Origin of the sequence: Paucibacter sp. PLA-PC-4 (genome assembly GCF_026241155.1) — a bacterium.
GTDB lineage: Bacteria > Pseudomonadota > Gammaproteobacteria > Burkholderiales > Burkholderiaceae_C > Roseateles_E.
Genome location: NZ_JAPFGP010000027.1, coordinates 1 through 26194, shown reverse-complemented (window position 1 = coordinate 26194; position 26194 = coordinate 1). Strand labels below are relative to the sequence as shown.

28 protein-coding genes are annotated in these 26194 nt (G+C 68.1%); 8 read left to right on the top strand and 20 right to left on the bottom strand.

The window, feature by feature from the left end:
* Positions 1–108: 108 nt before the first annotated feature.
* A complete protein-coding gene (locus OOZ63_RS26705; protein WP_266008719.1) occupies positions 109–516 on the bottom strand; it encodes a ribonucleotide reductase subunit alpha in 408 nt (135 codons plus the stop codon).
* Positions 517–616: 100 nt separating this feature from the next.
* Between OOZ63_RS26705 and OOZ63_RS26700 the strand changes: the two genes are divergently transcribed.
* Entirely contained in the window at positions 617–1060 is a 444-nt protein-coding gene (locus OOZ63_RS26700; RefSeq protein ID WP_266008717.1) for a putative zinc-binding protein, read from the top strand.
* On the opposite strand, the gene OOZ63_RS26695 is transcribed toward OOZ63_RS26700, so the two are convergent.
* The 14 genes from OOZ63_RS26695 to OOZ63_RS26630 form a co-directional block, all read right to left on the bottom strand.
* Positions 1020–1412 (bottom strand): SirB2 family protein, encoded by a 393-nt coding sequence (locus OOZ63_RS26695; protein WP_266008716.1) that lies wholly within the window; start codon positions 1410–1412, stop codon positions 1020–1022. The two genes, OOZ63_RS26700 and OOZ63_RS26695, sit on opposite strands and share 41 nt — an antisense overlap.
* A gap of 11 nt (positions 1413–1423) precedes the next feature.
* Positions 1424–2623, bottom strand: coding sequence for an NnrS family protein (locus OOZ63_RS26690; protein ID WP_266008745.1), 1200 nt, complete (start codon positions 2621–2623; stop codon positions 1424–1426).
* Complete coding sequence (locus tag OOZ63_RS26685) at positions 2623–3729, bottom strand: hypothetical protein (RefSeq protein WP_266008715.1); 1107 nt, start codon at positions 3727–3729, stop codon at positions 2623–2625. Before OOZ63_RS26685 ends, OOZ63_RS26690 begins: the two co-directional genes overlap by 1 nt.
* The gene (locus OOZ63_RS26680) at positions 3726–4055 is read right to left on the bottom strand and encodes a metal-sulfur cluster assembly factor (protein WP_266008713.1); all 330 of its coding nucleotides are present in this window, start codon (positions 4053–4055) and stop codon (positions 3726–3728) included. The genes OOZ63_RS26685 and OOZ63_RS26680 overlap by 4 nt, the downstream gene beginning before the upstream one ends.
* Entirely contained in the window at positions 4052–4516 is a 465-nt protein-coding gene (locus tag OOZ63_RS26675) for an Rrf2 family transcriptional regulator (RefSeq protein WP_266008712.1), read from the bottom strand. The genes OOZ63_RS26680 and OOZ63_RS26675 overlap by 4 nt, the downstream gene beginning before the upstream one ends.
* Positions 4517–4525: 9 nt before the next feature.
* Entirely contained in the window at positions 4526–6790 is a 2265-nt protein-coding gene (locus OOZ63_RS26670; RefSeq protein WP_266008711.1) for a nitric-oxide reductase large subunit, read from the bottom strand.
* A gap of 37 nt (positions 6791–6827) precedes the next feature.
* Positions 6828–7103, bottom strand: coding sequence for a DUF2249 domain-containing protein (locus tag OOZ63_RS26665; RefSeq protein WP_262973486.1), 276 nt, complete (start codon positions 7101–7103; stop codon positions 6828–6830).
* A 104-nt stretch (positions 7104–7207) separates the two neighbouring features.
* Positions 7208–7624: a ubiquinone anaerobic biosynthesis accessory factor UbiT gene (gene ubiT / locus OOZ63_RS26660; RefSeq protein ID WP_266008710.1), complete on the bottom strand. Its 417-nt coding sequence runs from the start codon at positions 7622–7624 to the stop codon at positions 7208–7210.
* Positions 7621–8553: a U32 family peptidase gene (locus OOZ63_RS26655; RefSeq protein ID WP_266008709.1), complete on the bottom strand. Its 933-nt coding sequence runs from the start codon at positions 8551–8553 to the stop codon at positions 7621–7623. Before OOZ63_RS26655 ends, ubiT begins: the two co-directional genes overlap by 4 nt.
* Positions 8554–8555: 2 nt before the next feature.
* A complete protein-coding gene (ubiU, locus tag OOZ63_RS26650) occupies positions 8556–9569 on the bottom strand; it encodes a ubiquinone anaerobic biosynthesis protein UbiU (protein ID WP_266008708.1) in 1014 nt (337 codons plus the stop codon).
* Between the two features lie 35 nt (positions 9570–9604).
* A complete protein-coding gene (locus OOZ63_RS26645) occupies positions 9605–10867 on the bottom strand; it encodes an NnrS family protein (RefSeq protein WP_266008707.1) in 1263 nt (420 codons plus the stop codon).
* Positions 10851–11621 (bottom strand): Crp/Fnr family transcriptional regulator, encoded by a 771-nt coding sequence (locus OOZ63_RS26640; protein WP_266008706.1) that lies wholly within the window; start codon positions 11619–11621, stop codon positions 10851–10853. Before OOZ63_RS26640 ends, OOZ63_RS26645 begins: the two co-directional genes overlap by 17 nt.
* Before the next feature lie 104 nt (positions 11622–11725).
* Positions 11726–12772 (bottom strand): FAD:protein FMN transferase, encoded by a 1047-nt coding sequence (locus OOZ63_RS26635; protein WP_266008705.1) that lies wholly within the window; start codon positions 12770–12772, stop codon positions 11726–11728.
* Positions 12773–12782: 10 nt separating this feature from the next.
* Complete coding sequence (locus tag OOZ63_RS26630; protein ID WP_266008704.1) at positions 12783–13169, bottom strand: c-type cytochrome; 387 nt, start codon at positions 13167–13169, stop codon at positions 12783–12785.
* Positions 13170–13360: 191 nt separating this feature from the next.
* Between OOZ63_RS26630 and nosZ the strand changes: the two genes are divergently transcribed.
* From nosZ to OOZ63_RS26595, 7 genes are all read left to right on the top strand, one after another.
* Complete coding sequence (nosZ, locus tag OOZ63_RS26625) at positions 13361–15286, top strand: TAT-dependent nitrous-oxide reductase (RefSeq protein ID WP_266008703.1); 1926 nt, start codon at positions 13361–13363, stop codon at positions 15284–15286.
* 62 nt (positions 15287–15348) lie between these two features.
* Positions 15349–17967 carry a NosR/NirI family protein gene (locus OOZ63_RS26620; protein ID WP_266008702.1) on the top strand — a complete coding sequence of 873 codons (2619 nt, stop codon included), beginning with the start codon at positions 15349–15351 and terminating at the stop codon, positions 17965–17967.
* On the top strand, positions 17964–19256 hold the full coding sequence (locus tag OOZ63_RS26615; RefSeq protein ID WP_266008701.1) for a nitrous oxide reductase family maturation protein NosD: 1293 nt from the start codon (positions 17964–17966) through the stop codon (positions 19254–19256). Before OOZ63_RS26620 ends, OOZ63_RS26615 begins: the two co-directional genes overlap by 4 nt.
* 19 nt (positions 19257–19275) lie before the next feature.
* A complete protein-coding gene (locus tag OOZ63_RS26610) occupies positions 19276–20190 on the top strand; it encodes an ABC transporter ATP-binding protein (protein WP_266008700.1) in 915 nt (304 codons plus the stop codon).
* The gene (locus tag OOZ63_RS26605; RefSeq protein ID WP_262973474.1) at positions 20187–21020 is read left to right on the top strand and encodes an ABC transporter permease; all 834 of its coding nucleotides are present in this window, start codon (positions 20187–20189) and stop codon (positions 21018–21020) included. Before OOZ63_RS26610 ends, OOZ63_RS26605 begins: the two co-directional genes overlap by 4 nt.
* Entirely contained in the window at positions 21017–21538 is a 522-nt protein-coding gene (locus OOZ63_RS26600; RefSeq protein ID WP_266008699.1) for a nitrous oxide reductase accessory protein NosL, read from the top strand. The genes OOZ63_RS26605 and OOZ63_RS26600 overlap by 4 nt, the downstream gene beginning before the upstream one ends.
* A 5-nt stretch (positions 21539–21543) precedes the next feature.
* Positions 21544–22143, top strand: a complete 600-nt coding sequence (locus OOZ63_RS26595) for a nitrous oxide reductase accessory protein NosL (protein WP_266008698.1) — start codon at positions 21544–21546, stop codon at positions 22141–22143.
* Here OOZ63_RS26595 and OOZ63_RS26590 read toward each other — a convergent pair whose 3' ends face one another.
* The 5 genes from OOZ63_RS26590 to narH form a co-directional block, all read right to left on the bottom strand.
* On the bottom strand, positions 22144–22848 hold the full coding sequence (locus OOZ63_RS26590) for a carbonic anhydrase (protein WP_266008697.1): 705 nt from the start codon (positions 22846–22848) through the stop codon (positions 22144–22146).
* A gap of 14 nt (positions 22849–22862) precedes the next feature.
* Positions 22863–23708, bottom strand: a complete 846-nt coding sequence (locus tag OOZ63_RS26585) for a peptidylprolyl isomerase (protein ID WP_266008696.1) — start codon at positions 23706–23708, stop codon at positions 22863–22865.
* Between the two features lie 15 nt (positions 23709–23723).
* Positions 23724–24440, bottom strand: a complete 717-nt coding sequence (gene narI, locus OOZ63_RS26580) for a respiratory nitrate reductase subunit gamma (RefSeq protein ID WP_266008694.1) — start codon at positions 24438–24440, stop codon at positions 23724–23726.
* Positions 24437–25126, bottom strand: a complete 690-nt coding sequence (gene narJ / locus OOZ63_RS26575; RefSeq protein ID WP_266008693.1) for a nitrate reductase molybdenum cofactor assembly chaperone — start codon at positions 25124–25126, stop codon at positions 24437–24439. The genes narI and narJ overlap by 4 nt, the downstream gene beginning before the upstream one ends.
* Before the next feature lie 10 nt (positions 25127–25136).
* Positions 25137–26194 (bottom strand): nitrate reductase subunit beta (narH, locus tag OOZ63_RS26570; protein ID WP_266008692.1); only part of this gene is annotated, 1058 nt, incomplete at its 5' end.

The following is a 26194-nucleotide window of genomic DNA, read 5'->3' as shown; positions in this document are numbered from 1 at the left end:
TTCTGAACACTAGCTATGGTGTGCAGCCTATCCTTCAAACACTAAATGTGGATTTGCGCTGACGCAAACTCCCGACTCGACCTGGCGCCGCAGGCGCCACGGCGGGGGTCAGCCGAAACTCAGCGGGCGGCCTTCGACGTCCAGTGCCAGCAGCCCCTCAAGCTGGCCGCAGCGGATGCGCTCGACCATGGTGCGCAGCGCCTGCTCGATGCGGGCCTCGGTCGCCGGCTTGCCGCCCTGGCCGGACAGGGCGGCGATGAAGACGACCTGCCAGGGGGGCCCGGCCTTGGCGGACTCGGCACGCAAAGCCTCGAAGCTGCCGAGCTCTGCAGGCGACTTGTCCACGCAGACCCGTGGTGAGAGCGTGCCGCCCTGGCCGCTGGCAAAACGCTCACGCTGCTCAGGACTGGGGTCCTCGGGCAGTTCGGCCGTCGTGAAGACGAAGAGCAGTCGCTGGGGCTCGGCCTGGAGGGTGGCGCCGCGCAGGAGCAGCTCGAAGGGTGTGTCGCTTGTCATGGGCGCAAGCGTCGCGCCTGTCGCGTCCAGAGGGTTTGCTCTGGATCAAGACAGCATCGCGGATTCGCTGCGCCAATATCAAAAACTGCGGAAGGTTTGGATGACAAGCAGCACACCCGTCCCCGCCAGGCGCCCACTGCCCCTGGTGTATTCCTGCTCGGGCTGCTCCAGTGCGGCCCAGCTGGCCAACTATCTGGCTCTGCGCCTGGACCGCGAGGGCGAAGCCGAGATGTCCTGCATTTCCGGTGTCGGCGGCAATGTGCGCAGCTTGGTGCGTCGTGCCCGCGACGCGGCTGCCGAGGGCAGGCCCATCATTGCCATTGATGGCTGCGCGCTGGCCTGCGCCAAGCAGTGTCTGGCCGAGCGCAGTGTCGCGCCGACCTGGCATCTGCTGCTGGCATCGTCGGGCGTCGCCAAGCGCTATCACGCCGATTTCGACACCGCCCAGGCGGAACAGATCTATCCGGTGCTGGTCGAGCAGGTGCAGGCGCTGCGTGACGCGCCTATCCCAGGTAGATCCACCAGCCCAGCGGGTTCTTGCTGATCGCCACCGAGGCGATCCAGCCGACGGTTGCCAGCGCTGCGAGCCAGGCGGCCGCGCGCAGCGCCAGTGGCCGGCCGGGTTTCAGAGCCAGCATGCCCAGCGCGATATAGAGCAGCAGGCCGAGTATCTTGGCCAGCAGCCAGGGCGCCTCGAGCGGCAACAGCCGCAGCATCCAGGCCAGCGCGAGCGCCGACAGCAGCAGCACCGAGTCGACCAGATGGGGCAAGGTCCTGGCCGGCCGGCTGCCGACCCAGGCAGCGCCCAGCAAGGACCCGAGGCCGCGCGCGAAGAAGCCGCTGACCGAGAGCAGCACGGCGCCCTGGTGCAGGGTCTTGATCGTCAGATAGTCCATGGGCCGGATTCTCAGCCCGGCCGGCCATCGAGGCGGGCGCGCGTCAGGATCGGCCAGTAGCGCAGCGCGTAGAGCGCGAAGCCGGCCGACCACAGCGCGGCCGACAGCAGCACCGCGTGGACGGTCTGCGCCGGCGCCAGCAGCGGCCAGCCGACGCGCACCACGGCGGCGGCGGCCACCAGCGCATAGCTGGCCACATCACCCCTGCTGGCCCGCAGCAGCCGGCCGGTGTGGCCCAGCGCGGTGCGCGTCATCATGCCGATGACCAGCCCGCCGATCGCGCCCAGGGTCAGCGCGTGGGTCGCCAGCGTCGGGGCCAGCAGTCCCAGCGCCCCCAGGCCGCGCAGCAGCAGGTGCAGCGGGATCCACAGATAGGCCAGGTGCAGCACCCAGACCAGCGGCGTGCGCAGCGTCCTCAGCGGCTGCCACAGCAGCCAGCGCGCCAGATGGGCGGCCGAGCAGACGCCGGCCAGCAGGGCCAGAGGCAGGCCGCCCAGCCCCAGCCCATCGCCGGCCAGCAGCGCCAGCGTGCTGCCCAGCGCGGCCTGTTCCAGCCAGGGCCGGCGCGTCGCATTGGCGCCGGGCACGCCGTTGTTGGTGAACATCGGGATCACGCGGCCGGCCATCACCGCCATGATGAAGAGCACGACATCGAGCCCCAGCTGGATGCCGACCCAGCCGGGCAGCTGCAGCAGGCCCAGCTGGCTCAGGTGCACGCCGGCCTGGGCCAGAGTCAGCAGCGCCAGCAGGCCGATGAAGAAGTAGTTGCGGCGGTTGCGGGCGGCGATGAAGGGCAGGGCCAGCGCGATCGTGGCCAGCAGCGGGAAGGCGATATTGACCAGGGCTGCCGCCCAGCCCCAGGGCGTCAGCACCAGCACGCGGCCGGCCAGCCACAGCCCCGCCAGTGCGGCCAGCGCGGCACCGGTGGGTGTCGGGCGATTGCTCCAGTTGCGGCCGGCGGTGAACAGAAAGCCCACCAGCACGGCCAGGGTGAAACCGAACAGCATCTCGTGCGCATGCCATAGCGGCCCCTGCAGATAGGCCTGCGATCCCAGCAGGCCGGCGAACTGCAGCGCCCACAGCGCGATCGACAGCGCGGCGAAGCCGCTGGCCAGCAGGTAGAAGGGGCGGAAGCCGAGCTGCCAGAGCGCGAAGGCCGGTGCAGCCGCCGGGCGTGGAGGTTCCTCGATCTTGATGAATGACGCAGCCATCATGGCAACTTTCTGGCGCCGGTGGCGCCATGGCGGCGGCGCCACGCGAACGCGGCGCCGATCAGGGTCAGGGCAAACAGTGCGAGGGCGCCGGCATTCAGGCCGGCTCCCCAGGCGCGCAGCGAGTCGTTCACGAAGCCACCGCCCAGCCGCAGCAGCAGGGACAGATGCAGAAGCGCCAGCGGCAGGTAGAAGGCCGGTCCGAATTGCAGCTTGATGCGGGCCACGGCCGGCAGGATCACCGGCGCATGGCCCATCATCATGCTGACGACAAAGCCCAGTCCCAGCGCATGGAGGGCCGTGTCGCGGGCGGCATGAAAGCCCAGCGCCGTCGCGGCCCAGGCCAGGCCGGCCAGCGCCAGCCAGCCATAGCCGCCGAGCAGGCAGACCGCCATATAGCGGCTCAGGCCCTGGGCGAAGACCGTGCGGCGGGCCATGTCGAACAACAGCAGCCACAGGGCCAGCATCGCCAGGGCGGCGCCATAGAGCAGCGCTGACAGCGCCGCGCCCAGCAGCAGGGCCGCGAGCACCAGATACAGCGAGGCCTCGACGCCGGGCCGGCGGCGCATCAGCCGCGTCATCTCCAGGCGCTCGGCCGCGATGGTCAGCACCAGGAAGGCGAACCAGCAGCGCAGCACGGCGTCGGCCGCGATGCCGGCCGCAAACAAGGCATTGCCGGCCAGCCAGGCCAGCGCGCCGAGCAGCAGCAGCGCGGTGTGCGCGGCCGGTTGGCGCCGCACGACGACGAGGTTGACCGCGACGAAGGCCAGCGCCGCCAGCGCAGCCAGCCCCGCAGCGGCGGCGCCGTAGCCCAGCAGCCAGCACAGGCCGGCCAGGCCGGACATGAACGGCCCGATGAAGGCGGCGCGGTGGCGCAGCGCCACCGCCCGCTCGATCGCGATCACGGTCCCCAGGAAACCGCCGCTCATCAGCGCCGCATGCTCGAGGCCGGCGTGGCTCAGCCAGAGGGCATCGCTCAGCGGCAGGCCGGCGCGCAGCAGGCCCCCGGCCACGCCGCCCAGCAGCGACAACGCCACCAGGGCCAGCAGCAGCGGCCGCGCCAGCCGGGCGGATGCCGCAGGATGGAGCGCGCGGCGCGGTCTCACCAGCGCATGAAGCGCTTGGCCCGTTCGCTCATGCGATCGGTGCTCCATGGCGGCTCCCAGACCAGTTCGACCTCGATCGCCAGCGCGGCCGGCACCACCCGGTCCAGCGCGGCCTCGACCTCGTCGATGATGACGTCGGCCACCGGGCAGGCCGCCGAGGTCATTGTCAGACGCACATGGACCTTGTCGGCGCCGACCTCGACGCCATAGATCAGGCCCACATCGACGATGCTCATCGCGACCTCCGGATCGACCACGCGGCTCAGCGCGTCGATGAGGGGCTGGCGCAGATCCTCCGGGCCGCTGTAGGGGAAGGGCATGTTCATGACGACGGACGCGCGGTGCGCGCAGCGGGCTCGATGAACAGCATCCGCGCCAGGGCCTGGCGGTTGTGCACCAGGTCGGCCAGCGTGTAGCGGTCCAGCACCTTGTAGAAGGCATCGACCGCCTCGCCCATCACGTCGCGCAGCTTGCAGATCGGCGTGATGGCGCAATGCCCGCCCTCGGCGCTGAAACACTCGGCGGGCAAGGCCGCGCCCTCGGTCAGGCGCACGACGGCGCCGACGACGATCAGCTCCGGCGCCAGCCCCAGCTCCAGCCCGCCGCCCTTGCCGCGCACATTCGCCAGCCACCCGCTCTTGCCGAGAAAATGCACGACCTTGGTCAGGTGGTTCTCCGAGATCGCGAAGCTGGCGGCGATCTCGGCAATGGTGGCGCGCCGGCCCGGCCGGGCGGCCAGGAAGATCAGCACGCGCAGGGCGTAGTCGGTGAAGCTGGTGAGTTTCATGGCGGACAGTCAGTTCAGGCTCGGTGCCGCGCGGCGCACCGGCTCGGGGGGCGGCCGGCGCAGCAAGCGCATGGCGTAGGCCGCCAGCATAAGCGCGCCGGCCGCGAACAGCATGTCACCGGGCACACGCAGCCAGACCAGGGCCTCCATCACCGGCGAGTGGATGATCTCCGGCGAGCGGGCGTACCACAGGCCGCGGCTGACGCTGGCCCAGGCCTGGTAGATGCCGGCCGGCAGCAGCGACAGGAAGACCATCATCGCCAGCCCGAGGTTCAGGCCCCAGAAGGCCGGCTTGAGCAGGTGGTCGGCATGCAGATGGCGCGCATAGAGGCCGCGCAGGCAGAACAGCATCAGGCCGATGCCCAGCATGCCGTAGACGCCGAACAGCGCCGCATGGCCGTGGGCCGCCGTCATGTTCAGCCCCTGCACGTAGTACAGCGAGGCGGGCGGGTTGATCGCGAAGCCCAGCACGCCGGCGCCGACGGTGTTCCAGAAGCCGACCGCGACAAAGCACAGGATCGGCCACTTGTAGGCGACCAGCCAGGGCATGGACTGGGCGCGGCGCCAGGTCTGCAGCGCCTCCAGCCCGATCAGGGTCAGCGGCACGACTTCCAGCGCCGAGAACACCGCGCCGACGGCGATCACCGAGGTCGGTGTGCCGGTGAAGTAGAGATGGTGCAGGGTGCCGAGGATGCCGCCGAACAGGAACACGATGGTCTCGGCAATGATGGCGCGGTTGGCGCTGGCCGAGCGCACCAGGCCCAGCTTGGTGAAGATCAGTGCGACCACGGCGGTGGCGAAGACCTCGAAGAAGCCCTCCACCCACAGATGCACCAGCCACCAGCGCCAGTACTCGACCATCGAGTAATGGGTGTGCTGGCCCCAGGTCAGCGACGAGGCATAGAAGCCGCCGATGCAGGTGGCCGACAGGAAGACCATCGCGATCAGGCCGCGGGTCTCGGACGGCTTGGTCAGCGCCGGCCACAGCGCGCGGCCGAGCAGCACGACCCAGAACAGCAGGCCGGCGAACAGCAGCAGCTGCCAGACGCGGCCCATGCTGGTGAACTCCAGGCCCTGATTGCCGAGCCAGAAGCTGAAGTCGACGCCGCGGTGCTGCAGGGTGCCCAGCCAGCCGGTGACGGTGGAGCCGACGACGACGAAGATCAGCGCCCAGAACAGCAGGTCGACGCCGAGCTTCTGCCACTTCGGCTCGCGGCCCGACAGCAGCGGCGCGATGTAGAGGCCGGTGGCCAGCCAGGCGGTGGCGATCCAGAAGATGCCGACCTGGGTGTGGACGGTGCGGCTGACCACATAGGGCAGCAGCTCGGCCAAGGGCAGGCCGAAGAAGCTCTGGCCCTCGACCGCGTAATGCGCGGTGATGACGCCCATCGCGATCTGCAGCAGCATCAGGCCGACGACCGCGAAGAAATACTTGCGGGTAGCCTTCATCGAGGGTGTTGCCACCGCGCCCAGCAGCGGATCGGCGCTGGGCGGCTCGGCCTCGGGCTCATGCTTGTTGCTGCCGTGCAGCCACAGCATCGCGGCGATGCCGGCCAGCAGCAGCACGATGCTGACCATGGACCAGATCGCGGCCGAGGTCGACAAGGTGTTGCCGACCAGCGGCTCGTGCGGCCAGTTGCTGGTGTAGGAAAGCCCGGTCTCGCCGGGCCGGTCGGTCACGGCGGCCCAGGAAGCCCAGAAGAAGAAGGCGGTCAGCGCCTGGCGATCGCTGGCCTCGGGCAGGGCGCCGGCCGTCATCGCATACTGCTCGCGCAAGGTGTCGAGCGAGGCGTCGCTGCCGAACAAGGCCTCGTAATGGGCCGCCACCTCGCGGATGGCCTGGGCCCGCTCGACCGAGACGGTGAGCTTGCCGCTCTCCGCGTCATAGCTGTTGTGGCGCATCTCCTGCTGCAGCGTCGCCTGGATCGCCCCCTGGTCGGCCACGCTCAGGGTCGCGACGGCGCGGTGCTGCTGGCTGCGGATCGCCTGCAGGGCCAGGGCTTCGCGGTGCAGCCAGTCGGCCGACCAGTCGGGCGCCACATAGCTGCCATGGCCCCAGACGGTGCCCAGCTGCTGGCCACCGGCCGCCAGCCAGGCTTGCTGGCCGCGCTGGATCTGCGCGCCGGTGAACAGCACATCGCCCTCGGTGCTGACGACGCTTTTCGGAATCGGCGGCGCCGTCAGATAGATCTGCCAGCCGAGGTAGCCGAGCGCCCCGAACGACAGCACGAAGATTAGGCCCAGCCAGCGCCAGAGCCTGTGGTTGGTGTTCATCGAAAGTTCCTGCGGATAGAAGAGGGGAGCCGTGGGCTCAGGCCTGGCCGCCGCAGCTGCCGCAGCAGGGGCTGTGCGTCGGTGCGTTCTTGGTGATCGCGACGCGCCAGACCTCGGGGCCGCTCTCCAGATAGTCCCAGCGGAAACCGTTGGGCAGCTCGGCCTGGAACTGGTAGTACAGCGGCTTCGGGTCATGGTCGTTGACCAGCTCCATCGCCTGGCCGGCCGGCAGCTGGGCGAAGGTCGAGAAGATCAGCGGGTGGCGTTCGCGCGGGATGATGTGGCGAACGTCGATCAGTGTGGGATGGCTCATCAGGGCTCCGTGGTGGCTGGTTTCTATAAGGTGTGCAAATTGTGCACCTTTAAAAAAAAGCTGTCACCCGCGCCGGTTTGATCTGGCGCAACAGGCCGGCTGGTTCACGCCCACAGCGGCCCGATCGCGTCCAGCGTGTTCTTCAGCACCAGGCCCAGTTCGGTGTCGCCCTCCATCACCAGCGCGCGTTCGAAGAACAGACGGTCGGCGTCGTCGCTGCCGCGCAGCAGCCGCCAGTAGCTCGGGGCGGCGGCGGCAATGCGCAGCGCCACTGCGGCGCCTGTCGGTGCGGGTCGGAAGCCGCGCTCGTCGAGCAGCAAAGGCAGCGACAGGCCGAGGTCGATGACATCGATGCGTACGGCCCGGCGCGACAAGGTCGCGCGTGCATCGGCGGGCAGCCGCGGCAACAGCCAGCGGTTCAGCGCCAGCGCCAGCGCCTGGGTCGGTGGCTGCATCGGCAAGCGGCTCAGCACCGGCTTCAAGCGGCCCGTCATCTCGGGGGACAGCAGCAAGCTGATCATGGTTTGACGCTCCAGTCCATGCCGGGCCGGCCACGGGCGAACCCGTTGGCCAGGCCACCGGGCAGCGCCCCAGCCTGCAGGCCTTGCAGCGCCGGGCCGGCCGGCTCGCCGCCATTCATCACGGCCTCGAAGGCCGCGATCACCTCAGCGAAGCGCTGCGAGCTCGGCGACAGCCGCAGCCGTGACACGCCGGCCGCCCGCAGGATCTCACGCTCGCCGAGCAGGCATTGCTGCGCCGCCGACTGTGTCTGTATGCCGTTCAGCACCAGAAAGGGCGCGCCGTCACTGGTCGACAGCAGCAGGCCGTCGCCGTCGTCGCGGCAGCGGAACTCGCACTGGTCCTTGCTGAGCCGGTGGTGGCGGGCCGTGAAGCAGCGCGCCGAGAAGGCCAGCGGCATGCGGCCGTAGGCGAACACCTCGCAGGGCAGGTCCTGCTGCCCGCCATTGACGGCCTGGATCGCGTCCAGCGCCAGCTCGACCGGCGCGACCCAGCGCACGGCGCCCAGGCGCCGATACTCGTCCAGCGCTGCGCGGCTGTAGACATTGATGTGCGGGCCCAGCACGAAGCGGGCGCCGAGGCCGTCGAGCATGTTCAGTGCCGAGGCGTCGCCGGCCTCGACCAGGAAATCGCCTTGCTCGGCGATGCGGCGCAGCAGGCGCAGATCGGCCTCGGAGGCGATCAGCGCCTGGGTCGCCAGCACCACCTCCTTGCCGGCGCTGCGCAGGTCTCGCCCCAAGGCCAGCCAGTCGGCCAGCTTGATCTCGTGGCGGCGCTCGCAGACCACCTCGCCGAGCACGACGCTGTCGGCCGCCGACTCGGCCACCTCGGCATAGAAATGCAGCAAGGCCTCGCGCGGCCAGTAGTACAGCACCGGGCCGATGCTCAGCGCCATCCGGTCCTGGGTGCGGAGGGGGTCAGGGTTTGTCATCGTCATCGCCATGGTCGGTCGTAGGCTCCCAGCGTGTGTTGTTGGCCCTCGGCCAGATGGCCCAGCGCGGCGGTCCAGGCCGGCTCGACGCGGTAGCGGTCCGGCGCCGCGGCCGCCGCGTCGATGGCCTGGCGCCAGACCCGCGTCACCTGCTCGACATAGGCCGGGCTGCGCTGGCGGCCCTCGATCTTGACGGCGCGCACGCCAAGGCGCATCAGCTCGGGCAGCAGGGCCAGCGTGTTCAGGCTGGTCGGCTCCTCGATGGCATAGTCGCGCCGGCCCTTGACCGCGAAGCGGCCCTTGCACAGCGTCGGGTAGCCGCGCGGCTCATCCGGGCCGTAGCGGTCGATCAGCAGCCCGCCCAGCCGCGCCTCGACGCCGTCGGCCGCGTCCTGCCAGCGCACATGGGAAGGCGGCGAGCAGACGCCGGCATTGTTGGGCGACTGGCCGGTCACATACGAGGACAGCGCGCAGCGTCCCTCGACCATCACGCACAGGCTGCCGAAGCCGAACACCTCGATGTCCACCGCGGTGTGGCGCAGCACCTGGCCGACCTGGGACAGGGTCAGCACGCGCGGCAGCACCGCGCGCTGGATGCCGTAATGGCGGCGGTAGAAGTCGATCGCCTCGTGGCTGCTGGCCGAGGCCTGCACCGACAGATGCAGGCGCAGCTGCGGATGGGTCTTGCAGGCATAGGCCATCACCGCGATATCGCCGACGATCAGCGCGTCGGCGCCCAGCTCGACCGCGGCATCGACGGCGCGGTACCAGGTCGCGACATCGTCGGCGCGCGCATAGGTGTTCAGCGCCATCAGCACCTGGCGGCCGCGCTGATGCGCATAGGCCACGCCCTCGCGTAACTGCTGGTCGTCGAAGTTCAGTCCGGCGAAGTTGCGCGCGTTGGTGGCGTTGCGCAGGCCGAGGTAGACGGCGTCGGCGCCGGCATCGACGGCCAGCTTCAGCGCCCGCAGCGAGCCGGCGGGGCAGACAAGTTCGGGGATGGTGGTCGCGCTCATCGCAGCGGGGTTCCTTGCTTCAGTAGGAGAGGGATTCAGTCCGGGCGTCCGTCGGCGCGCGGCAGGCCCCACCAGCGGCCGTAACGCAAGGTCCAGCCCAGGCAGACGGCGCCCCACAGCAGGGCGGCGGCACTCAGCAGCGGTGCTGCCCGGGCGGCGGCGACCAGCGCAGCGGCAAGGCGCAGCAGCACGGCCAGTTGCAGCAGCCAGAACAGGCGCCACAGCGTGTCGTCCGCGACCACACGGCGGCCGCTGTGGCCGCTGCTGACGCGACCGACCATGGCCAGCAGGATCGAGCCGAGGAAGCCCATCGTGTAGGCATGCAAGGGCGCCAGGCCCAGCGACTGCATGCCGCCAGCGCTGAGACCCTCGGACAGGCCGTCCAGCAGCAGGGCCAGGCCCAGCCAGACCAGCCCCAGATGCAGCATGGTCAGCAGGCGCGGCCGCAGACTCTGGTGGCGCGCCCACTGCAGCGCCAGCGCCAGCACGGCCAGGCCGGCTGCGGCCTCGATGCCGGCATGCAGCCACAGCAGGCCGTTCGAGCGCGGCGCCAGCAGGGCCCAGCCGCTTTGCAAGCCGAACAGCAGCAGCCAGCCGCGCAGCGGCCAGGCCTCGGCTTTCGGCAGGGCGGCGCTGCCGAAGAAGGGCAGCATGCGGTGCAGCACGGTGATGAAGGTCAGGCCGCTGAAGCCCCAGAGCGAGGCGCGACTCAGTGCCAGCAGCCGGCCCGCTTCGCCGCTCGCCAAGGCCAGCGCGGCGGCCCACAGCAGCACAGCGCCGAGGATGCCGGCGCCGCAGACGATCTGTGCGTGCAGACGATCGGTTTCGCGGCTGGCGCGCAGCAGACCCGCAAAACGCCACAGCAAGCCGCTCCAGCCCCAGGCGACAGCCACCAAGCCGAAGCTGCCCAGCACCCGACCCAGTACGGGATCGGGACCGGCGTGAATGGCCAGCAGGAACAGCAGCCAGCCGCACAGCTGAGCCAGCACTGGCGACAGCAGGGCAGCGGCGGGCAGCGGCGTGCAGGCCAGCCAGCGCGGCCCGGCGGTGAACAGGAAACCGGCAAAGAACAGCGGCATGAAGCCCAGGCTCATCAGCAGGCCGTGGGCCGTGGCTGGCGTCAAGTTCCAGGGCAAGACATGACCCTGCAGCCGGGCCAGCATTGCCAGCGCCCACCACAAGGCGCTGCCAGCCAGCAGCAGCGCGGCGGCTGCGAAGCCAAGGCGATGCGGTGCGCTGAGCAAGCGGGCGGCTTGCCAGCGCTCGCCAGGCTTGCCGAGCTCAGGTCTTGGCGCCATGGGCCAGCGCGCCGTTGGACAGGCGTTGCAAGGCCTGTGCATCGCGGACATGAATGCGGTAGCGGTCCATGTCGATGACCTTCATATCGCAGAGCTGGCGCAGCATGCGCGAGAAGGTCTCGGGTGAGGTGCCCAGCTGCGAGGCGATGGCACGCTTGTGCTGGTTCATCACCACCGCCGATGACTGGTCGCTGGTCTGCAGTTCGTCGATCAGCCAGCCGGCGCAGCGTGCCAGCACACTCTTGGCCAACAGGTCATGGGCATCGCCGGAGACGCGGCGCACCCGCTCGGCCACCGCCGCCAGCAGGCTGCGAGCGATTTCCGGCCGCGTCACGAAGGCCTGCTCGACCTCGCGCACCGGCAGCCAGTAGGCGGATACAGCAGTCTCGGCGCGCGCGCTTTCAAGATAGTTGCCGCCTAGCCAGGCGCTCTCGGCATCTATCCAATGGCCGGCATGAATGGTACGTGTCTGCCGCCATTGCTGCTGTTCGTCGTGGCAACCGACGCTGACCGTGCCATTGACCAGCAGCCACAAGGCGCTGGCCGGTTCGTCGGCCCGGATGAACAAGGTCTTGGCTGGAATCTTCTGGAACTGGCCCAGCTGAGCCAGTTCCAGGGCCGCGGCCGCGCTGAGCAGTCCGGGCCGGAAGGCTTTGCTGAGCGTGCCGCACAGGCCTTCGCGACTGTTGTGCGCGGGCACCAGTCGCACGGCCGCTTCGTTCGGATCGGCGAGGCGATGCTGGAAGTGGTTCATGGCAGTCTCCATCGTTCTAGGTTGAGGGCTTGATGAATGTGGCGGGCGCCGCGCGTATCAATTTGCGGCAGCGCAAGCCGGACAGGGTTTTCGTTTGCGCGGCATCAAACCTGCAGCCGCCTCGCCATCCCGGCCGACATCCAGGGGGGCGCGGCGTTGCTTGCCACGATCAGCGCATCGACCTGCGGGCGCCCGGCCAGCAATCGTGTTCTCGCCGCCGGCCCACCCACCATCAGCGCTGTGCCCAGGCCGTTCAGATCGGCGACGCGGCGCGCCACCAGGGCCACACCACGGACGCCGCTGCTGGGCTGGCCGCTGCGCGGGTCGAGGATGTGGTGGTAGCGCCGACCATCACGGACGAAACAACGCTCGTAGTCGCCCGAGGCGGCGACGACACCGTCGCTCAGCGCAATCAGGCCCAAAAGTCCTTGCGGCGCCCGCGGCGCACGCGGATCGAGCAGACCGATGCGCCAGTCGCGCCCTTGCAGTTGCCCACTGACCAGCACATCGCCACCGCCGTTGATCATGGCGCCCGCCAGCCCCCGGCTTTGCAGCACCCGCAGACCGGCCTCGAGAATCGGCAGCTTGGCAATGCCGCCCAGATCGATCCGCATACCACGTCGACGCAGATAAGCGCGGCTGCCCGATTCATCGATAAGCACGTCCCGGTAATTCACCAGACTCAATTGACGACGTATTTCATCCGCGCTTGGAATAACTGTTTGTGCTGGATCAAAACCCCATCCTGAAAATGCCCCAACGGTAATATCAAAGGCACCGTTGCTGTATTCGGAAACCTGCCGCGCTGTTTTCAGGACCTGCATCATTTCGGGCGCAACGACCACCGGCTGGAGCCCGGCGGCGAGCTGCAGTGCGCGCACGGCGTTGTCGGCCCGGTAGCGGCTCATCAGGTCGGCCTGGCGTGCCATCTCGGCCCAGGCGGCGGCCAGCGCCGCGCCGCTGCTGGCGGCGTTGCGGCCTTCGACGGTGATCTCTACCCTCGTGCCCATCAGCACGCGCGACTGCTGGACCACGCGCGGGTCGGCCAGCGCCGGACGCAGCCAGGCGGCCGTGGCCAGCAAGGGAAGGGCGCCGAGCAGGCGCCGGCGCCCGGAGTCCGGGCTGGACGGCTCTGGTGGAAGGGGTGACATCAGCAGGCTCTCACTGCGACTGCGCCACCATGAACTGGACGGCGGCCCTGACCTCGTCGTCGCTCAGCGCGGCGGCGCCACCACGCGCCGGCATCATGCCCTTGGCCCCGGTGAAACCTTCCAGCGCGTGCTTGTCGAGAACCGCCTGCCCTTGGGCGATGCGCGGGCCCCAATCGGCCTTGTCGCCCGGCTTGGGCGCGCCGGCCACGCCGGCGGCGTGGCACATCGCACAGGTCTTGCCGTAAATGCTCTTGCCCAGGGCGTTGTCCGCGACGGGTGCGGGCGCTGCGGTCACGGCCGGCGCCGCTGCGGCGCTCGGTGCCGGCGCGTCCTGCTGGCCGCAGCCCATCACGAAGAAGGCCGTCGCCAGCGCCATGGTCAGGTTTTTCTTGCTCATCAGATGCTCCTTGTGTGCATGGCCCGGATTCTAGGAATGAGTAATTATTTAAGGTGCATAAATTTTGCCCTTTATGAAAATGATTGATCTGGATCAGTTAGGCGCCGGGCGGGGCCGACGAACATCCGTCTGCCCAAAACACTTACAGGCCCGGTCGGCAGCGCTGGCCGACCATTTCCAGAGGACTTGCAATGACCAAACAAAACGCCTCCCATGCGGCCGCAGCGGCCGGTCTCGGCCGCCGCCGGTTCATCAACACGGCCGCGCTTGCCGGCCTGGCCGGCATCGCCGCCTGTACCGACAAGGCCACCGGCACAGCCACGCCGCTGGCCGGCAGCGCGCCGGCCGGTGGTGCCGGCCATGGCGCTGCCGGTGCGGTGCATCTGAAACCCGGCGAGCTCGACACTTACTACGGCCTGTGGAGCGGCGGCCATACCGGCGATATGCGGGTGCTGGGTCTGCCTTCGGGTCGCGAGATCACGCGGATTCCCTGCTTCGTGCCGGACGCACTGGTCGGCTGGGGCGTGACCAATGAATCGAAGCAGGTGATGGGCACCAAGGCCGACGGCAGCCTCAAGTACACGGTGGCGGACACCCATCACACCCATGCCTCCTACAAGGACGGCAACTACGACGGGCGCTATGCCTGGATCAACGACAAGATCAACAGCCGCATCGCGCGCATCCGGCTTGATCATTTCGTCTGTGACAAGATCACCGAGCTGCCCAATGTGCAGGGCTTCCACGGCATCTTCCCGGACAAGCGCGATCCGGTCGATCCGGCGATCAACTACACGACCCGGGTGTTCTGCGGCGCCGAGTTCTCGATCCCATTGCCCAATAGCGGCAGCGAGGACACGGGCAAGTACCACTCGCTGTTCAGCTGTGTCGATGCCGAGTCGATGGAAGTGCGCTGGCAGGTGTTGATCGACGGCAACTGCGACCTGACCGCGACCTCTTACGACGGCAAGCTGGCTGCTACCAATCAGTACAACACCGAGATGGGCGCCAAGTACGAGGATATGATGTCCTCCGAGCGCGATGCCTGCCTGTTCTTCAACGTCGCCCGCATCGAGGCGGCCGTCAAAGCTGGCAAGTTCAAGACCTACGGTGACTCCAAGGTGCCGGTTGTCGACGGCACGCTGGCCGCCAACAAGGACGCCAAGAGCGCGCTGACCGCCTATGTCTCGGTGCCGAAGAACCCGCACGGCGTCAATGCCAGCCCGGACCAGAAGTATTTCATCTGCGCCGGCAAGCTCTCACCGACCGGCACCGTGATCGAGCTGGCCAAGGTGCTGGACTGGTTCGACGGCAAGCTCGAGAAACTCGATGACGCCATCGTGGCCGAGGTCGAGCTGGGCCTGGGCCCGCTGCACACCGCCTTCGATGGGCGCGGCAATGCCTACACGACCCTGTTCCTCGACAGCCAGGTGGTGAAGTGGAATGTCGAGAAGGCGATCGCCTTCCACAAGGGCGACAAGAGCGCGAAGTATGTGGTCGACCGCATCGATGTGCAGTACCAGCCCGGCCATGTCAACGCCTCGCAGTCCGAGACGATCGCGGCCGACGGCAAGTATCTGGCGGTGGGCTGCAAGTTCTCCAAGGACCGCTTCCTGCCGGTCGGTCCGCTGCATCCGGAGAACGAGCAGCTGATCGACATCTCGGGCGAGAAGATGGTCTTGCTGGCTGACCATCCGGTGCGCGGCGAGCCGCATGACTTCATCATCTTCAAGCGCGAGCTGCTGCGCCCGAAGCAGGTCTATGCGCTCGATGATTTCCCGCTGGCCATCAAGGACCCGAAAGAGTCGGGCGTGCTCCGCAACGGCAAGAAGGTCACGATCAAGATGACCTCGCAGGCGCCGGCCTTCAGTCTGCGCGAGTTCAAGCTCAAGAGGGGGGATGAGGTGACCCTGATCCTGACCAATCTGGACAAGATCGAGGATCTGACGCACGGCTTCGCCATCCCCAAGTACAACGTCAACTTCATCGTCAACCCGCTGGAGACGGCGTCCGTCACCTTCGTGGCCGACAAGCCCGGCGTGTTCTGGTGCTACTGCACCCACTTCTGCCACGCCCTGCACCTCGAGATGCGCAGCCGCATGATCGTCGAGGCCTGAGCCTGAGCGAAGCCGCGGCGCGTCTCGAACGCGCGCCGTGGCTTGGGAAGACCGATAAAACCATGCAGTTCCTCAGACAAGTTTGTGCGGCCGCCCTGGCCGCATTTTTTCTGCTGTTGCCAAGCACTCCGGCCGTTGCTGCCGGTGCCTACGAGGCCCAGCTTCCTGCCGAGCTGGCAACGGCTCGCGATTTGTGCGCGCTGCTGCCTTGCACCGAGGTGTTTCCTGGCGCGACATCGTTCTCCGAGCGGCTGGGCTCTCCGCCCTATGTCGAAGCCTATGGCGCCGGCGATGGCCATGGGACGCACGGCAAGCTGCTGGGCTATGTGATGCTGTCGACCGACATCACCGACACGCCGGCCTACTCGGGCAAGCCGGTGGTGACACTGATCGGCATGGACAGGCAGGGGCGCTTCGTCGGCGTCAAGGTGCTCAAGCATTCGGAGCCCATCCTGCTGCTGGGCATTCCCGAGTCAGCGCTGCTGAAGTTCAACGAGCAGTACCTCGGCAAGTCGGTGGCCGACAAGCTGGAGATCGGCCAGTCGCGCCCGGACGAGGGCGTGCTGGGGCTGGACGCGATCTCGGGCGCCACCGTCACCGTGATCGCGCAGAACCAGGTGATGATGGCCTCGGGCGCGGCCGTGGCGCGCCAGGTCGGCATCCTGGCGCCGACGCGGCGCGAACCGGCCCGCTATGCGCCGGCCCGGCCGGACGCCGGCTGGGCCGAGTTGGTCAAGCAGGGCAGCGTCAAGCGCCTGCAGGTGCGGCCCGAGCAGCTGGGCTTGGACAAGTCCGATGAACCTTTTATCGAGCTGTGGTTCGGCGACCTGAACCATCCCGATGTCGCACGCAGCCTGCTCGGCGCACAGGGTCACGACAATCTGCGTGCCCAACTGAAGCCCGGCGAGCATGCCATCTTCATTATCCGCACGGCCGGCGCCGAGTCCTTCAAGGGCTCGGGCTTTGTGCGTGGGGGCCTCTACGACCGGGTACAGGTCAAGCAGGGTGCCGATTCCTTCACCTTCCGCGATCTCGACTACCTGAACCTCTATGGCATCGCCGCTGCCGGTGCGCCGGCTTACACCGAGTCGGCCATCTTCGTGATCCGCTCGCCGGCGTTCTCGGCCGCCTACCCATGGAAACTGTCGCTGCTGGGCAACCGGGTTGACCGCGCCAGCGGCGCGCGCAGCTTCACCAGTTTCGACACGCCTTTGTGGCTGGCCGACGAGTTGCTCGACGGCGGCCGCCCGGCCATCAAGGAGGCGGCCGCACCCTGGGTCCAGGTCTGGAAGTCGCGCGCCATCGAGATCGGTTTTTTCGCCGCGCTGCTGATCGCGGTGGCGGTGGTCTACGCCTTCAGGGAGACGCTGACGCGCCGCGCCACCCTCAAGAACAAATGGCCGGTCAATGCCTTCAAGTACAGCGCCTGGGCCTTGAGCATCGGCTTCGTCGGCTTTGGCGCCATGGCCCAGCCCTCGATCACCCAGGTGCTGACCTGGTTCCATGCGCTGCTGTTCCAGTGGACCTGGTCGCTGTTCCTGTCCGACCCCTTCATCTTCCTGTTCTGGATCTTCATCATCCTGACCGTGTTCCTGTTCGGGCGCGGCCTGTTCTGCGGCTGGCTGTGCCCCTTCGGCTCGCTGTCGGAAGCGATCTACAAGCTCGGCGGCCTGATCGGCCTGAAGCGCTGGCAGGGCCATCTGCCACGGGTCTGGCACGACCGGCTGAAGTGGCTCAAGTACGCGCTCTTCTTCGGCCTGCTGACGGTCTCGATGTTCTCGATGGGCCTGGCCGAGAGGCTGGCCGAGGTCGAACCCTTCAAGACCACCTTCCTGGTGGGTATCACGAACCGGGCCTGGCCCTACGGCCTGTTCGTCTGCGCGCTGCTGGGGATCTCGCTGTTCATCGAGCGACCGTACTGCAAGTACATCTGCCCGCTCGGCGCGGCGCTGGCGATGCCCAGCACCTTCCGCTGGTTCGGCCTGAAGCGCAAGCAGGACTGCAATAGCTGCAAGGCCTGCGCGGTCGGTTGCGGCTCGCTGGCCATCGACGCGGACGGCCGCATCGACCACCGCGAATGCCTGCACTGCCTGGACTGCATGGTGCTGTACACCGATGCCAAGGGTTGCCCGCCGCTGGCCAAGGAGCGCAAGCGCCGCGAGCGCGACGGGCTGGAGATCACGCCGATCGGCCGCGACGGCTACTTCATTCCTATCCATCCGGCGCCGGCCATGCCCGCCAAGGTCGCGAACGGCCCCGACCCGCGCATGCCTACCGAGGCGGTCCGGCCGCCGCACAAGGCCGACGCGCGCGGGCTGCGCTGGCTCTGGCTGGAACTGGTCGATCATCTGTGGCCCTGGAGCGCCGAGGGCTGGCGCACGCAACGGGGCCTGCAGATCGCCGGCGTCTCGCTGGCGCTGGCAGCCAGCCTGGTCTGGTTGCTGGCCGGCAGCGGGCGGCTGTCGCCAAGTGCCGTCATCGCCTGGTGGTTCGGCTGGAGTGTCTACGAGGTGCTGATACGCCTGTCGGGCAAGCGCTATGTGAAGGACGGCCCCTGGTGGCAGGCCCACTACCGGCGCGCCTCGTGGATGGACATGCTGAGCTATGTTGGCTTCAAGAACCTGCTGATCGGCGCCGCCCTGTTCCTCAGTCTGAAGGCCCTGGGCCTGCTGCTGCCATGAGGCAATTCCTGACCCTGCTGCTGATGCTGGCCCTGAGCTGCGCCCAGGCGGCGACGCTGCGCGTGCGTCCGGGGGACTCGCTGCAGCAGGCGATCGATGGCGCAGCGGCCGGCGATGTGCTGGAGATCGAGCCCGCCCGCCATGTCGGCAACTTCGTCATCGACAAGCCGCTGACCCTGCGCGGCAGCAATCCCGCGCGGCGGCCGACGCTCAGCGGCGCGCAGCAGGGCGACACCTTGCGCATCACGGCGCCCGATGTGTGGATCGAGAGTCTGATCGTGCGCGACTCGGGCGACAGCCTGAAGGCCCAGAACGCCGGCATCTACATCCGCCCCGGCGCGCACCGCGCCGTGGTGTTGCGCTGCGACCTGAGCTACAACCTGTTCGGCCTGTGGATCGAGAAGGCCAACGATGTGCGCATCGAGGCCAATGTGATCACCGGCAAGCGCGAGTACAACTCCGCGCAGCGCGGCAACGGCGTGCAGCTCTACAACACCCGTGGCGCCCGTATCATCGGCAACAACATCGGCTTCGTGCGCGACGCGCTCTATGTCGACGTCTCGCATCACGCGATCTTCCGCGGCAACAAACTGCACCACAGCCGCTACGGCAGCCACTACATGAACTCCTACTTCAATCTGTGGGAGGACAACGACAGCTACTACAACCGCGGTGGCCTGGCGCTGATGGAGGTGCGCGACCAGATCGTGCGCAACAACCGCACCTGGGGCAACTCCGACCACGGCATCATGCTGCGCACCCTGCAGGACTCGGTGGTCGAGCGCAATATCGTCGCTGGCAACAATCGCGGCTTCTTCATCTACGACGTCGAATACGCGACCCTGCGTGGCAATCTGGTGGTCGACAACCGCGTCGGTGTTCATCTGGCCGCCGGCTCGACCCGCAACCTGGTTCAAGGCAACGACTTCATCGCCAACCGGGAACAGGTGCGCTATGTCGGCGCGCGCGACGAGGCCTGGGGCGCCCGGTCAGCAAAACCGGACGAAGCCGGCCAGGGCAACCACTGGAGCAACTACCTCGGTTGGGACCGGGACGGCGATGGCGCCGGCGACATTCCCTACGAGGCCAATGACATGGTGGACCGGCTCAGCTGGCGCCACCCCGGCATCAAGCTGCTGCTGGCCAGCCCGGCCGTGCAGGCCCTGCGCCTGGTCGGGCGGCAATTCCCCGTGCTGCGCGTGCCCAGCGTCGTCGACGCCGCGCCGCGCATGCATCCCCAACACAAAGACTGGAGTGCCTGGCGTGACAAGCATTACCCTGGCCCTTGATCGCCCGAGATCAGAACCGATGAACCCGGCGATCGCGCTGCGTGGTGTCAGCAAGCGCTTTGGCGCGGTCACCGCGGTCGACAGCGTCGATCTGCAAGTGCAGCGCGGCGAGCTGTTCGGCCTGATCGGCCACAACGGCGCCGGCAAGAGCACCTTGTTCAAGATGATGCTGGGCCTGATCCCGGTCAGCGCCGGCGCAATCACGGTGGCCGGAGCCGTGGTCAGCGGCCCCGACTTCCGCGCCGCGCGCCGCCAGATCGGCTACCTGCCCGAGAACCTGGTGCTCTACGACAACCTCAGCGGCCTCGAGACGCTGCGCTTCTTCGCCCGGCTCAAGGGCGCGGAGGCTGCCAGCTGCCCGGCCTTGCTGGATCGCGTGGGCCTGGGCAGCAGTGGCGCCAAGCCGGTGCGCGACTACTCCAAGGGCATGCGCCAGCGCCTGGGTTTCGCCCAGGCCTTGCTGGGCCGGCCGCAGGTGCTATTCCTCGATGAGCCGAGCAACGGCCTGGATCCGTCGGCGATCCGCGATTTCTATGCCGCGCTGCAGGAATTGCGCGCCCAGGGCGTCACGGTGCTGATCACCTCCCACATCCTGGCCGAGCTGCAGCAACGGGTGGACCGCCTGGCCATCATGGCCAACGGCCGCATCCAGGCGCTGGGCAGTGTGCAGGCCTTGCGCGAGCAGCAGGATCTGCCGCTGACGATCAGCCTGCGCATCGACCCACCGAGCTTGCCGGCATTGCGGGTGTCGCTGCAGGCGATGCCGGCCTTGCGGCTGAGTGGCAAGAGCGACGGAACGGGCGCGCTGGAGCTGCAATGCCCGCGGGCGCACAAGATGGCGGCGCTGGCGCTGCTGGCCGGCCGGGTGCTGGACCTGCAGATCCGCGAGCCCTCGCTGGAGGATCTGTTCTTCGAGCTGAGGGCTGCCGCATGAGTTTCCTGCCCGATATCGAAGGGCGCCAGGTCATGGCGCTGGCGGCCAAGGAGTTCCGCGACCGCATGCGCAATCGCTGGGTGCTGGCCGTGGCGCTGGTGTTCGCGGTGTTCTCGCTGGTGATCAGCTATTTCGGCGCTGCGGCCCAGGGTCAGCTGGGACCCCGCTCGATCGAATTCGTGATCGCCAGCCTGGTCAGCCTGGTGATCTACCTGATCCCGCTGATCGCGTTGCTGCTGGGCTTCGATGCCATCGTCGGCGAGCGCGAGCGCGGCTCGCTGGACCTGCTGCTGGCCTTGCCGATCACGCGGCTGGAGCTGCTGCTGGGCAAGTACCTGGGTCTGGCCGCGGCGCTGACCCTGTCGACCCTGGCGGGCTTCGCCCTGGTCGCGGGGCTGCTATGGCGCCAGTTCGGCTGGGCCGGCTTGTACCAGTACCTGGGCTTCATGCTCAGCTCGGTGCTGCTGGGCCTGGCCTTCCTGAGCCTGGCGCTGCTGCTGTCGGTGCTGGCGCGCGAGCGCAGCAAGGCCTCGGGTCTGGCGATCGCGCTGTGGTTCGGCTTCGTGCTGGTGTTCGACCTGCTGATGCTGGGCCTGCTGGTGGCCAGCGGCGGCGAGTGGGGCGGCCAGGCCCTGGCCTATGTACTGCTGCTGAACCCCACCGATGTGTTCCGCATCCTCAATGTGTTTTCGCTGGACCAGGTGCGCAGTCTTTACGGCCTGGCCAGCATCGTGCCGCCCGCCTTGGCCAATCCCTGGCTGATGGGCGGGGCGATGCTGGCCTGGATTGCTGCGCCGCTGGCCTTGGCAAGCTGGAGATTCAAACCATGACCATCAATCGACGACATCTGATGCTGGCCGCAGTGGCCGGCTTCTCCGGGCTGGCCGGCTGCGGCGAAAAGCGCGATGGCAGCGCCATCGCGTTGGAGATCGAAGCCGGCAGCACCTGCGACCTGGACGGCATGCTGCTGGCGGACTATCCCGGACCCAAGGCTCAGATCCATTTCGCCGGCCAGGCCCAGCCCAACTGGTACTGCGACACGGTGGAAATGTTCAATACCCTGCTGCGACCCGAGCAGGCGAAGGCCATCCGCGCGGTCTATGTGCAGGACATGGCGCTGGCCGACTGGGAGCAGCCGCGCGGCCATTGGTTCGACGCCCGCAGCGGCTTCTATGTGCTGGGCAGCCGGCGGCATGGCTCGATGGGCCCGACGGCGGCGAGCTTTCGCAAACAGTCCGATGCGCAGACTTTTGCCGCCGCCCATGGCGGCAAGGTGCTGGCCTATGCCGAGGTCAGGCCCGAGATGGTGGACCTCAGTGGCGGCGCGCTGCACGACAGCCGCATGTAGGGCCGATGCCGGGATACCGAATTCGCGTGCTGCTGGCCTTGCTGAGCCTGTCATTGCTGCTGGGCAGCCAGGGCGGTTCAGCGCCTCAGCCGGAACCTGAGCCAGGCGCCGAGGTCTGCGTGTTCGCGCCGCCGACACCGCACGACCCGAACTCCGGCCTGCCGCTGCTGGCGCCGCGGGCGGTGCCGGCCGAGGCGCGCTGCCCGGTCTGCGGCATGTTCCCCGCCCGCGCGCCCCACTGGGCAGCCCAGGTGGTTTTCGACAACGGCGACACCCAGTTTTTCGACTCGCCGCTGAGCCTGCTGATCTATCTGCAGGATGTGGGCCGCTACACCAGCGGTCGTCACGTCGGCGAGATCGCCGGCAGCTATGTCCGGGCCACCCAGGGCGGTGGCTGGCTGCTGGCTCGGGATGCCATCTATGTGCAGGGCTCGACCTTGCTGGGACCGATGCGGGCCGGCAATCTGCCGGCCTTTGTCGACCGCGCCAGCGCACAGCGCTTTGCGGCCGAGCAGGGCGGAGCCTTGCTGACCCTGCAGCAGATCACGCCACAGCTGCTGGCGCGGCTGGACGCCAGCCGTGCCGTCCATCGGCATGGAGGCTGATCAGCGCTCGCTGCGCTGCGGTGCCCAGGCCGGATCGATCTCGTTGAAGAAGGCGCCCTGATCGGCGTCGGCATAGGGGCCGGTGCCGCTGTGCAGCGCGCGCGAAGCCGGTACGAAACCGCCGGCGTTGACGTCGAACACATGGACCTCGCCGGCCTCAATCACATAGTGCCAGCCATGCATTGCCAGCTCGCGGCGCTCGACCCGGGCGCGCACCATCGGATAGTCCATCAGCCGCTCCAGCTGCAGCACGACCGAGCGCTCCTCGGTGCGGCGCAGCGCCTCGTCGGACAGCTGCACCGGCAGGGTCGCCTCGCGGCCCAACTCCAGCCAGGCGCGCAGGTTGGGGGCGTCGGTCGGCACCTCGCCGTAGAGCGCCCTGATGCCGCCACAGTGGCTGTGGCCGCAGACGATGATGTGCTGCACGTTCAGAGCCAATACCGCGTACTCGATGGCGGCGGCTGTGCCGTGCAGACCCTGGGAGCCGTCATAGGGTGGCACGAAGGCGCCGACATTGCGCACCAGGAAGAGCTCGCCGGGCCCCGAGCCGGTCAGCATATGGGGCACCAGGCGCGAATCCGAGCAGCCGATGAACAGGGTGCTCGGGTGCTGGCCCTGCTCGACCAGGTCCTTGAAGCGGGCCTGGTACTGCGGGAAGAAGTCGGTATTGAAACGCCGCAGCCGCGACAGCAGGTCGTCGGGCATGTCTGGACCCTCTGCTACTGCAGCAAGGGCGAATCGGCGCCCTCGAGCGCCAAACCGTCGATGCGGGCCGCGCCGGCCAGCAGGTTCAGGTACTGGCGCAAGGCCGTCACATAGGCCTGCTGGCGCAGCGTCTGGGCAATCGCGGCCTTGACGGACTCGAAGCCCTGTCGCAGCCCGGGCTCGCGTGCCTCGACACGCACGATGTGGAAACCGAAGCGGGTGCTGACCAGGCGGGGCAGCACGCCGATATGGGCGCTGGCTTCGTCCTGGGCGAACAAGGCAGCGCCGAACTCGGGCGCGCAATCGTCGCGCGTCAGCCAGCCCAGTTCGCCCCCTTCGGCGCCGCTGGGACAGTTCGAGAACTCGGCGGCCGCCTGCGCAAAGGCCTGGGCATCGACGCAGCGCAGCGAGACCAGCAGCCCCTCGGCGCGCTGGCGCAGCGCGGCAATGTCCATGCCTTCGGTGACGGCGAACAGGATGTGCCGCGCATGGACGCGCTCACCGATCGCAAAACGCGCGATATGGGCCTCGAAGAAGCGGCGGCAGGCGGCCTCGTCGGGCTCGGGCAGGTGCAGCTCGCGCTCCAGCAGTTGCTCGATGGCCGCTGACGCGGCTTCGCTGAGCAGGCCATCCAGTGCCGGCACATCGCCCACGGCCAGCAGGCCGGCGCGCTGCGCGGCCTGGCGCAGCAGCTCGCTGTAGGCCCGCTGGCGCAGGTCTTCCTGCGCGAGGACCTCGGCGTCGGCGTGCAGCGGCACGCCGTTGATCATCGCGGTCGGTGCGACGACTGCAGGCGCTGCAGTCTTGCTGCCGCCGCAGCCGCAGCTGCCGCCACCACATCCTTGTTGCTGTGTGCTCATCTTTTTCTCCTGTGCTCAGCGCGCTTGCTTGTGGCCCGGCGGCAGATTCAAGCGCCGGCTGCGTACCATTTGATAGGGGCGGATCAGGTAGGCCAGCGTGCCGAAGCCGCTCCAGACATGGACCAGGCGGGTGAACGGGAAGACCAGGAACACCGTCATGCCCAGGAACATATGCAGCTTGAAGACCCAGGAGGCCCCGGCCAGCAGCTCGACCGCGCCGCTGCGGAAGGTGACGATGCGCTGCGCCCATTCGGCCAGCGCCATCATCATGCCGCCGTCCAGATGCTGCGCCGACAGCGGGATCGTGGCCAGGCCCAGCAGCAGCTGCACCCACAGCAGGGCCAGCAAGGCGATGTCGCTGGGCTTGCTGTTGCGGCGGATGCGTGGGTCGCTCAGGCGGCGGTGCAGCAGCAGACTCAGGCCGATGAAGCCGAGCAGGCCGGCAACACCACCGACGATCATCGCCATCAGCTGCTTGGCGCCGGCGCTCATCAAGGGTTCGTAGAGGAAGTGCGGCGTCAGCATGCCGACGGTGTGGCCGAAGAAAAGCACCAGGATGCCGACATGGAAGAGGTTGCTGCCCCAGCGCAGCGAGCCGGTGCGCAGCAGCTGCGAGGAGTCGCTCTTCCAGCTGTACTGGTCGCGGTCGAAGCGCAAGAGGCTGCCGAGCAGGAAGACGGCCAGGCAGATATAGGGGTAGAGACCGAACAGAGCAAAGTCGAGCGAGTTCATGGACGCACTCCTTGGTTCATGGGTGTGTTCTTGACGATATGGATGGGCTGCGGCGCGCCGGGGCGGCTCTGGCCCTTGCTGCTGCAGCCGTCGAAGGCGGGCGGCTCGACCCAGGCCTCGTCGAGCGGCTCGTCGGCGCTGATCTGCACCGCCTGCGGCTTCTCGCCCGCCAACTCCAGCACCGCGCCAATCGCAGCTGCGTAAGGGTTCTCGTGCTTGATCAGCCCGCTGTGGATGGTGTTCAGGATATGGGCCATTTCGCCGAGAAAGGCGCGGGCGGTGGCGCTCGGCTGGGTCGAGGCGAACTCCAGCACCACCGGCAGGTAGTCGGGCAGTTCGCTGGCGTCAAAGAACATGCCGCCGGCCTCGTAGGTCTGGGCCAGGTCGACCAGGGCCGGGCCCCGGTCACGCGAGTCACCGTGCACATGCTCGAACAGATGCAGGCTGGTGGCGCGGCCGCGGTCGAAGCTGTCGACGTAGCGGCCCTCGACGGTGTAGGCATTGCCCTGCTGCAGCGTGCCCATCAGCGCCTTCAGCTCGTCCAGGCGCTCGGCGCTCAGCGCCGCTTCGTCGCGCAGCACTGCATACAGCTCGGGCAGGGCCGCGCGCATCTCGGCGTGTGGATAGTCCAGCATACGGGCCAGCACGCGGCAGGACCGGGACATCGGGGTTTTGTCTTTGTTCATGTCAGTGCCCTCACAACGTGGCCTTGATCGGAATCGTGCGCTTCTTGTCGCCGCCGAACAGGCTGACATTGCTCTCGCCTTCCGAGCAGCCGTTGCCGAAGCTGAAGCCGCAGCCGCCGCGCAGGTCATAGGCGTTCTCGGCGTACTCGCGGTGGGTGGTGGGGATCACGAAGCGGTCCTCGTAGTTGGCGATGGCCATGGTCTGGTACATGTCCTCGACCTCGTGTTTCAAGAGTCCCACCTGGTCCAGCACGGACTTGTTCTCGACGCCGTCCACATGCTTGCCACGCTGGTAGGCGCGCATCGCCAGCATGCGCTCCAGTGCTCGCTCGACCGGGGCCACATCGCCGGCGGTCAGCAGATTGGCCAGGTATTGCACCGGGATGCGCAGCTGCTTGACGTCCGGGATGTCGCCGTTGATGCCGCTGCTGGGAATCTGGCCGGCATTGGCTGCCGCGCTGATCGGCGAGAGCGGCGGCACATACCAGACCATGGGCAGGGTGCGGTACTCGGGGTGCAGGGGCAGGGCGACCTTCCAGTCGACGGCCATCTTGTAGACCGGGCTCTTCCTGGCCGATTCCAGCCAGGCCTCGGGAATGCCGTCCTTGCGCGCCTGGGCCTGCACGGCCGGGTCATGCGGGTCGAGGAAGATGTCGAGCTGGGCGCGGTAGAGGTCCTTGTCGTCCTTGACGCTGGCGGCTTCCTGGATGCGATCGGCGTCATACAGCAGCACGCCCAGGTAGCGGATGCGGCCGACGCAGGTTTCCGAGCAGACGGTGGGCTGGCCGGCCTCGATGCGGGGGTAGCAGAAGATGCACTTCTCGGCCTTGCCGCTCTGCCAGTTGTAGTAGATCTTCTTGTAGGGGCAGCCGGAGACGCACATGCGCCAGCCGCGGCATTTGTCCTGATCGATCAGCACGATGCCGTCTTCCTCGCGCTTGTAGATCGAGCCCGAGGGGCAGGAGGCCACACAGGCCGGGTTCAGGCAGTGCTCGCACAGCCGGGGCAGGTACATCATGAAGGTATTCTCGAACTGGCCGTAGATGTCCTTTTGAACCTGTTCGAAGT

Bases quoted from the DNA above. Each gene is read 5' to 3' on its own strand.
- OOZ63_RS26705 (WP_266008719.1), bottom strand. From the start codon at position 516: ATGACAAGCGACACACCCTTCGAGCTGCTCCTGCGCGGCGCCACCCTC.
- OOZ63_RS26700 (WP_266008717.1), top strand. From the start codon at position 617: ATGACAAGCAGCACACCCGTCCCCGCCAGGCGCCCACTGCCCCTGGTG.
- OOZ63_RS26695 (WP_266008716.1), bottom strand. From the start codon at position 1,412: ATGGACTATCTGACGATCAAGACCCTGCACCAGGGCGCCGTGCTGCTC.
- OOZ63_RS26690 (WP_266008745.1), bottom strand. From the start codon at position 2,623: ATGGCTGCGTCATTCATCAAGATCGAGGAACCTCCACGCCCGGCGGCT.
- OOZ63_RS26680 (WP_266008713.1), bottom strand. From the start codon at position 4,055: ATGAACATGCCCTTCCCCTACAGCGGCCCGGAGGATCTGCGCCAGCCC.
- OOZ63_RS26675 (WP_266008712.1), bottom strand. From the start codon at position 4,516: ATGAAACTCACCAGCTTCACCGACTACGCCCTGCGCGTGCTGATCTTC.
- OOZ63_RS26670 (WP_266008711.1), bottom strand. From the start codon at position 6,790: ATGAACACCAACCACAGGCTCTGGCGCTGGCTGGGCCTAATCTTCGTG.
- OOZ63_RS26665 (WP_262973486.1), bottom strand. From the start codon at position 7,103: ATGAGCCATCCCACACTGATCGACGTTCGCCACATCATCCCGCGCGAA.
- ubiT (WP_266008710.1), bottom strand. From the start codon at position 7,624: ATGATCAGCTTGCTGCTGTCCCCCGAGATGACGGGCCGCTTGAAGCCG.
- OOZ63_RS26655 (WP_266008709.1), bottom strand. From the start codon at position 8,553: ATGACAAACCCTGACCCCCTCCGCACCCAGGACCGGATGGCGCTGAGC.
- ubiU (WP_266008708.1), bottom strand. From the start codon at position 9,569: ATGAGCGCGACCACCATCCCCGAACTTGTCTGCCCCGCCGGCTCGCTG.
- OOZ63_RS26645 (WP_266008707.1), bottom strand. From the start codon at position 10,867: ATGGCGCCAAGACCTGAGCTCGGCAAGCCTGGCGAGCGCTGGCAAGCC.
- OOZ63_RS26640 (WP_266008706.1), bottom strand. From the start codon at position 11,621: ATGAACCACTTCCAGCATCGCCTCGCCGATCCGAACGAAGCGGCCGTG.
- OOZ63_RS26635 (WP_266008705.1), bottom strand. From the start codon at position 12,772: ATGTCACCCCTTCCACCAGAGCCGTCCAGCCCGGACTCCGGGCGCCGG.
- OOZ63_RS26630 (WP_266008704.1), bottom strand. From the start codon at position 13,169: ATGAGCAAGAAAAACCTGACCATGGCGCTGGCGACGGCCTTCTTCGTG.
- nosZ (WP_266008703.1), top strand. From the start codon at position 13,361: ATGACCAAACAAAACGCCTCCCATGCGGCCGCAGCGGCCGGTCTCGGC.
- OOZ63_RS26620 (WP_266008702.1), top strand. From the start codon at position 15,349: ATGCAGTTCCTCAGACAAGTTTGTGCGGCCGCCCTGGCCGCATTTTTT.
- OOZ63_RS26615 (WP_266008701.1), top strand. From the start codon at position 17,964: ATGAGGCAATTCCTGACCCTGCTGCTGATGCTGGCCCTGAGCTGCGCC.
- OOZ63_RS26610 (WP_266008700.1), top strand. From the start codon at position 19,276: ATGAACCCGGCGATCGCGCTGCGTGGTGTCAGCAAGCGCTTTGGCGCG.
- OOZ63_RS26605 (WP_262973474.1), top strand. From the start codon at position 20,187: ATGAGTTTCCTGCCCGATATCGAAGGGCGCCAGGTCATGGCGCTGGCG.
- OOZ63_RS26600 (WP_266008699.1), top strand. From the start codon at position 21,017: ATGACCATCAATCGACGACATCTGATGCTGGCCGCAGTGGCCGGCTTC.
- OOZ63_RS26595 (WP_266008698.1), top strand. From the start codon at position 21,544: ATGCCGGGATACCGAATTCGCGTGCTGCTGGCCTTGCTGAGCCTGTCA.
- OOZ63_RS26590 (WP_266008697.1), bottom strand. From the start codon at position 22,848: ATGCCCGACGACCTGCTGTCGCGGCTGCGGCGTTTCAATACCGACTTC.
- OOZ63_RS26585 (WP_266008696.1), bottom strand. From the start codon at position 23,708: ATGAGCACACAGCAACAAGGATGTGGTGGCGGCAGCTGCGGCTGCGGC.
- narI (WP_266008694.1), bottom strand. From the start codon at position 24,440: ATGAACTCGCTCGACTTTGCTCTGTTCGGTCTCTACCCCTATATCTGC.
- narJ (WP_266008693.1), bottom strand. From the start codon at position 25,126: ATGAACAAAGACAAAACCCCGATGTCCCGGTCCTGCCGCGTGCTGGCC.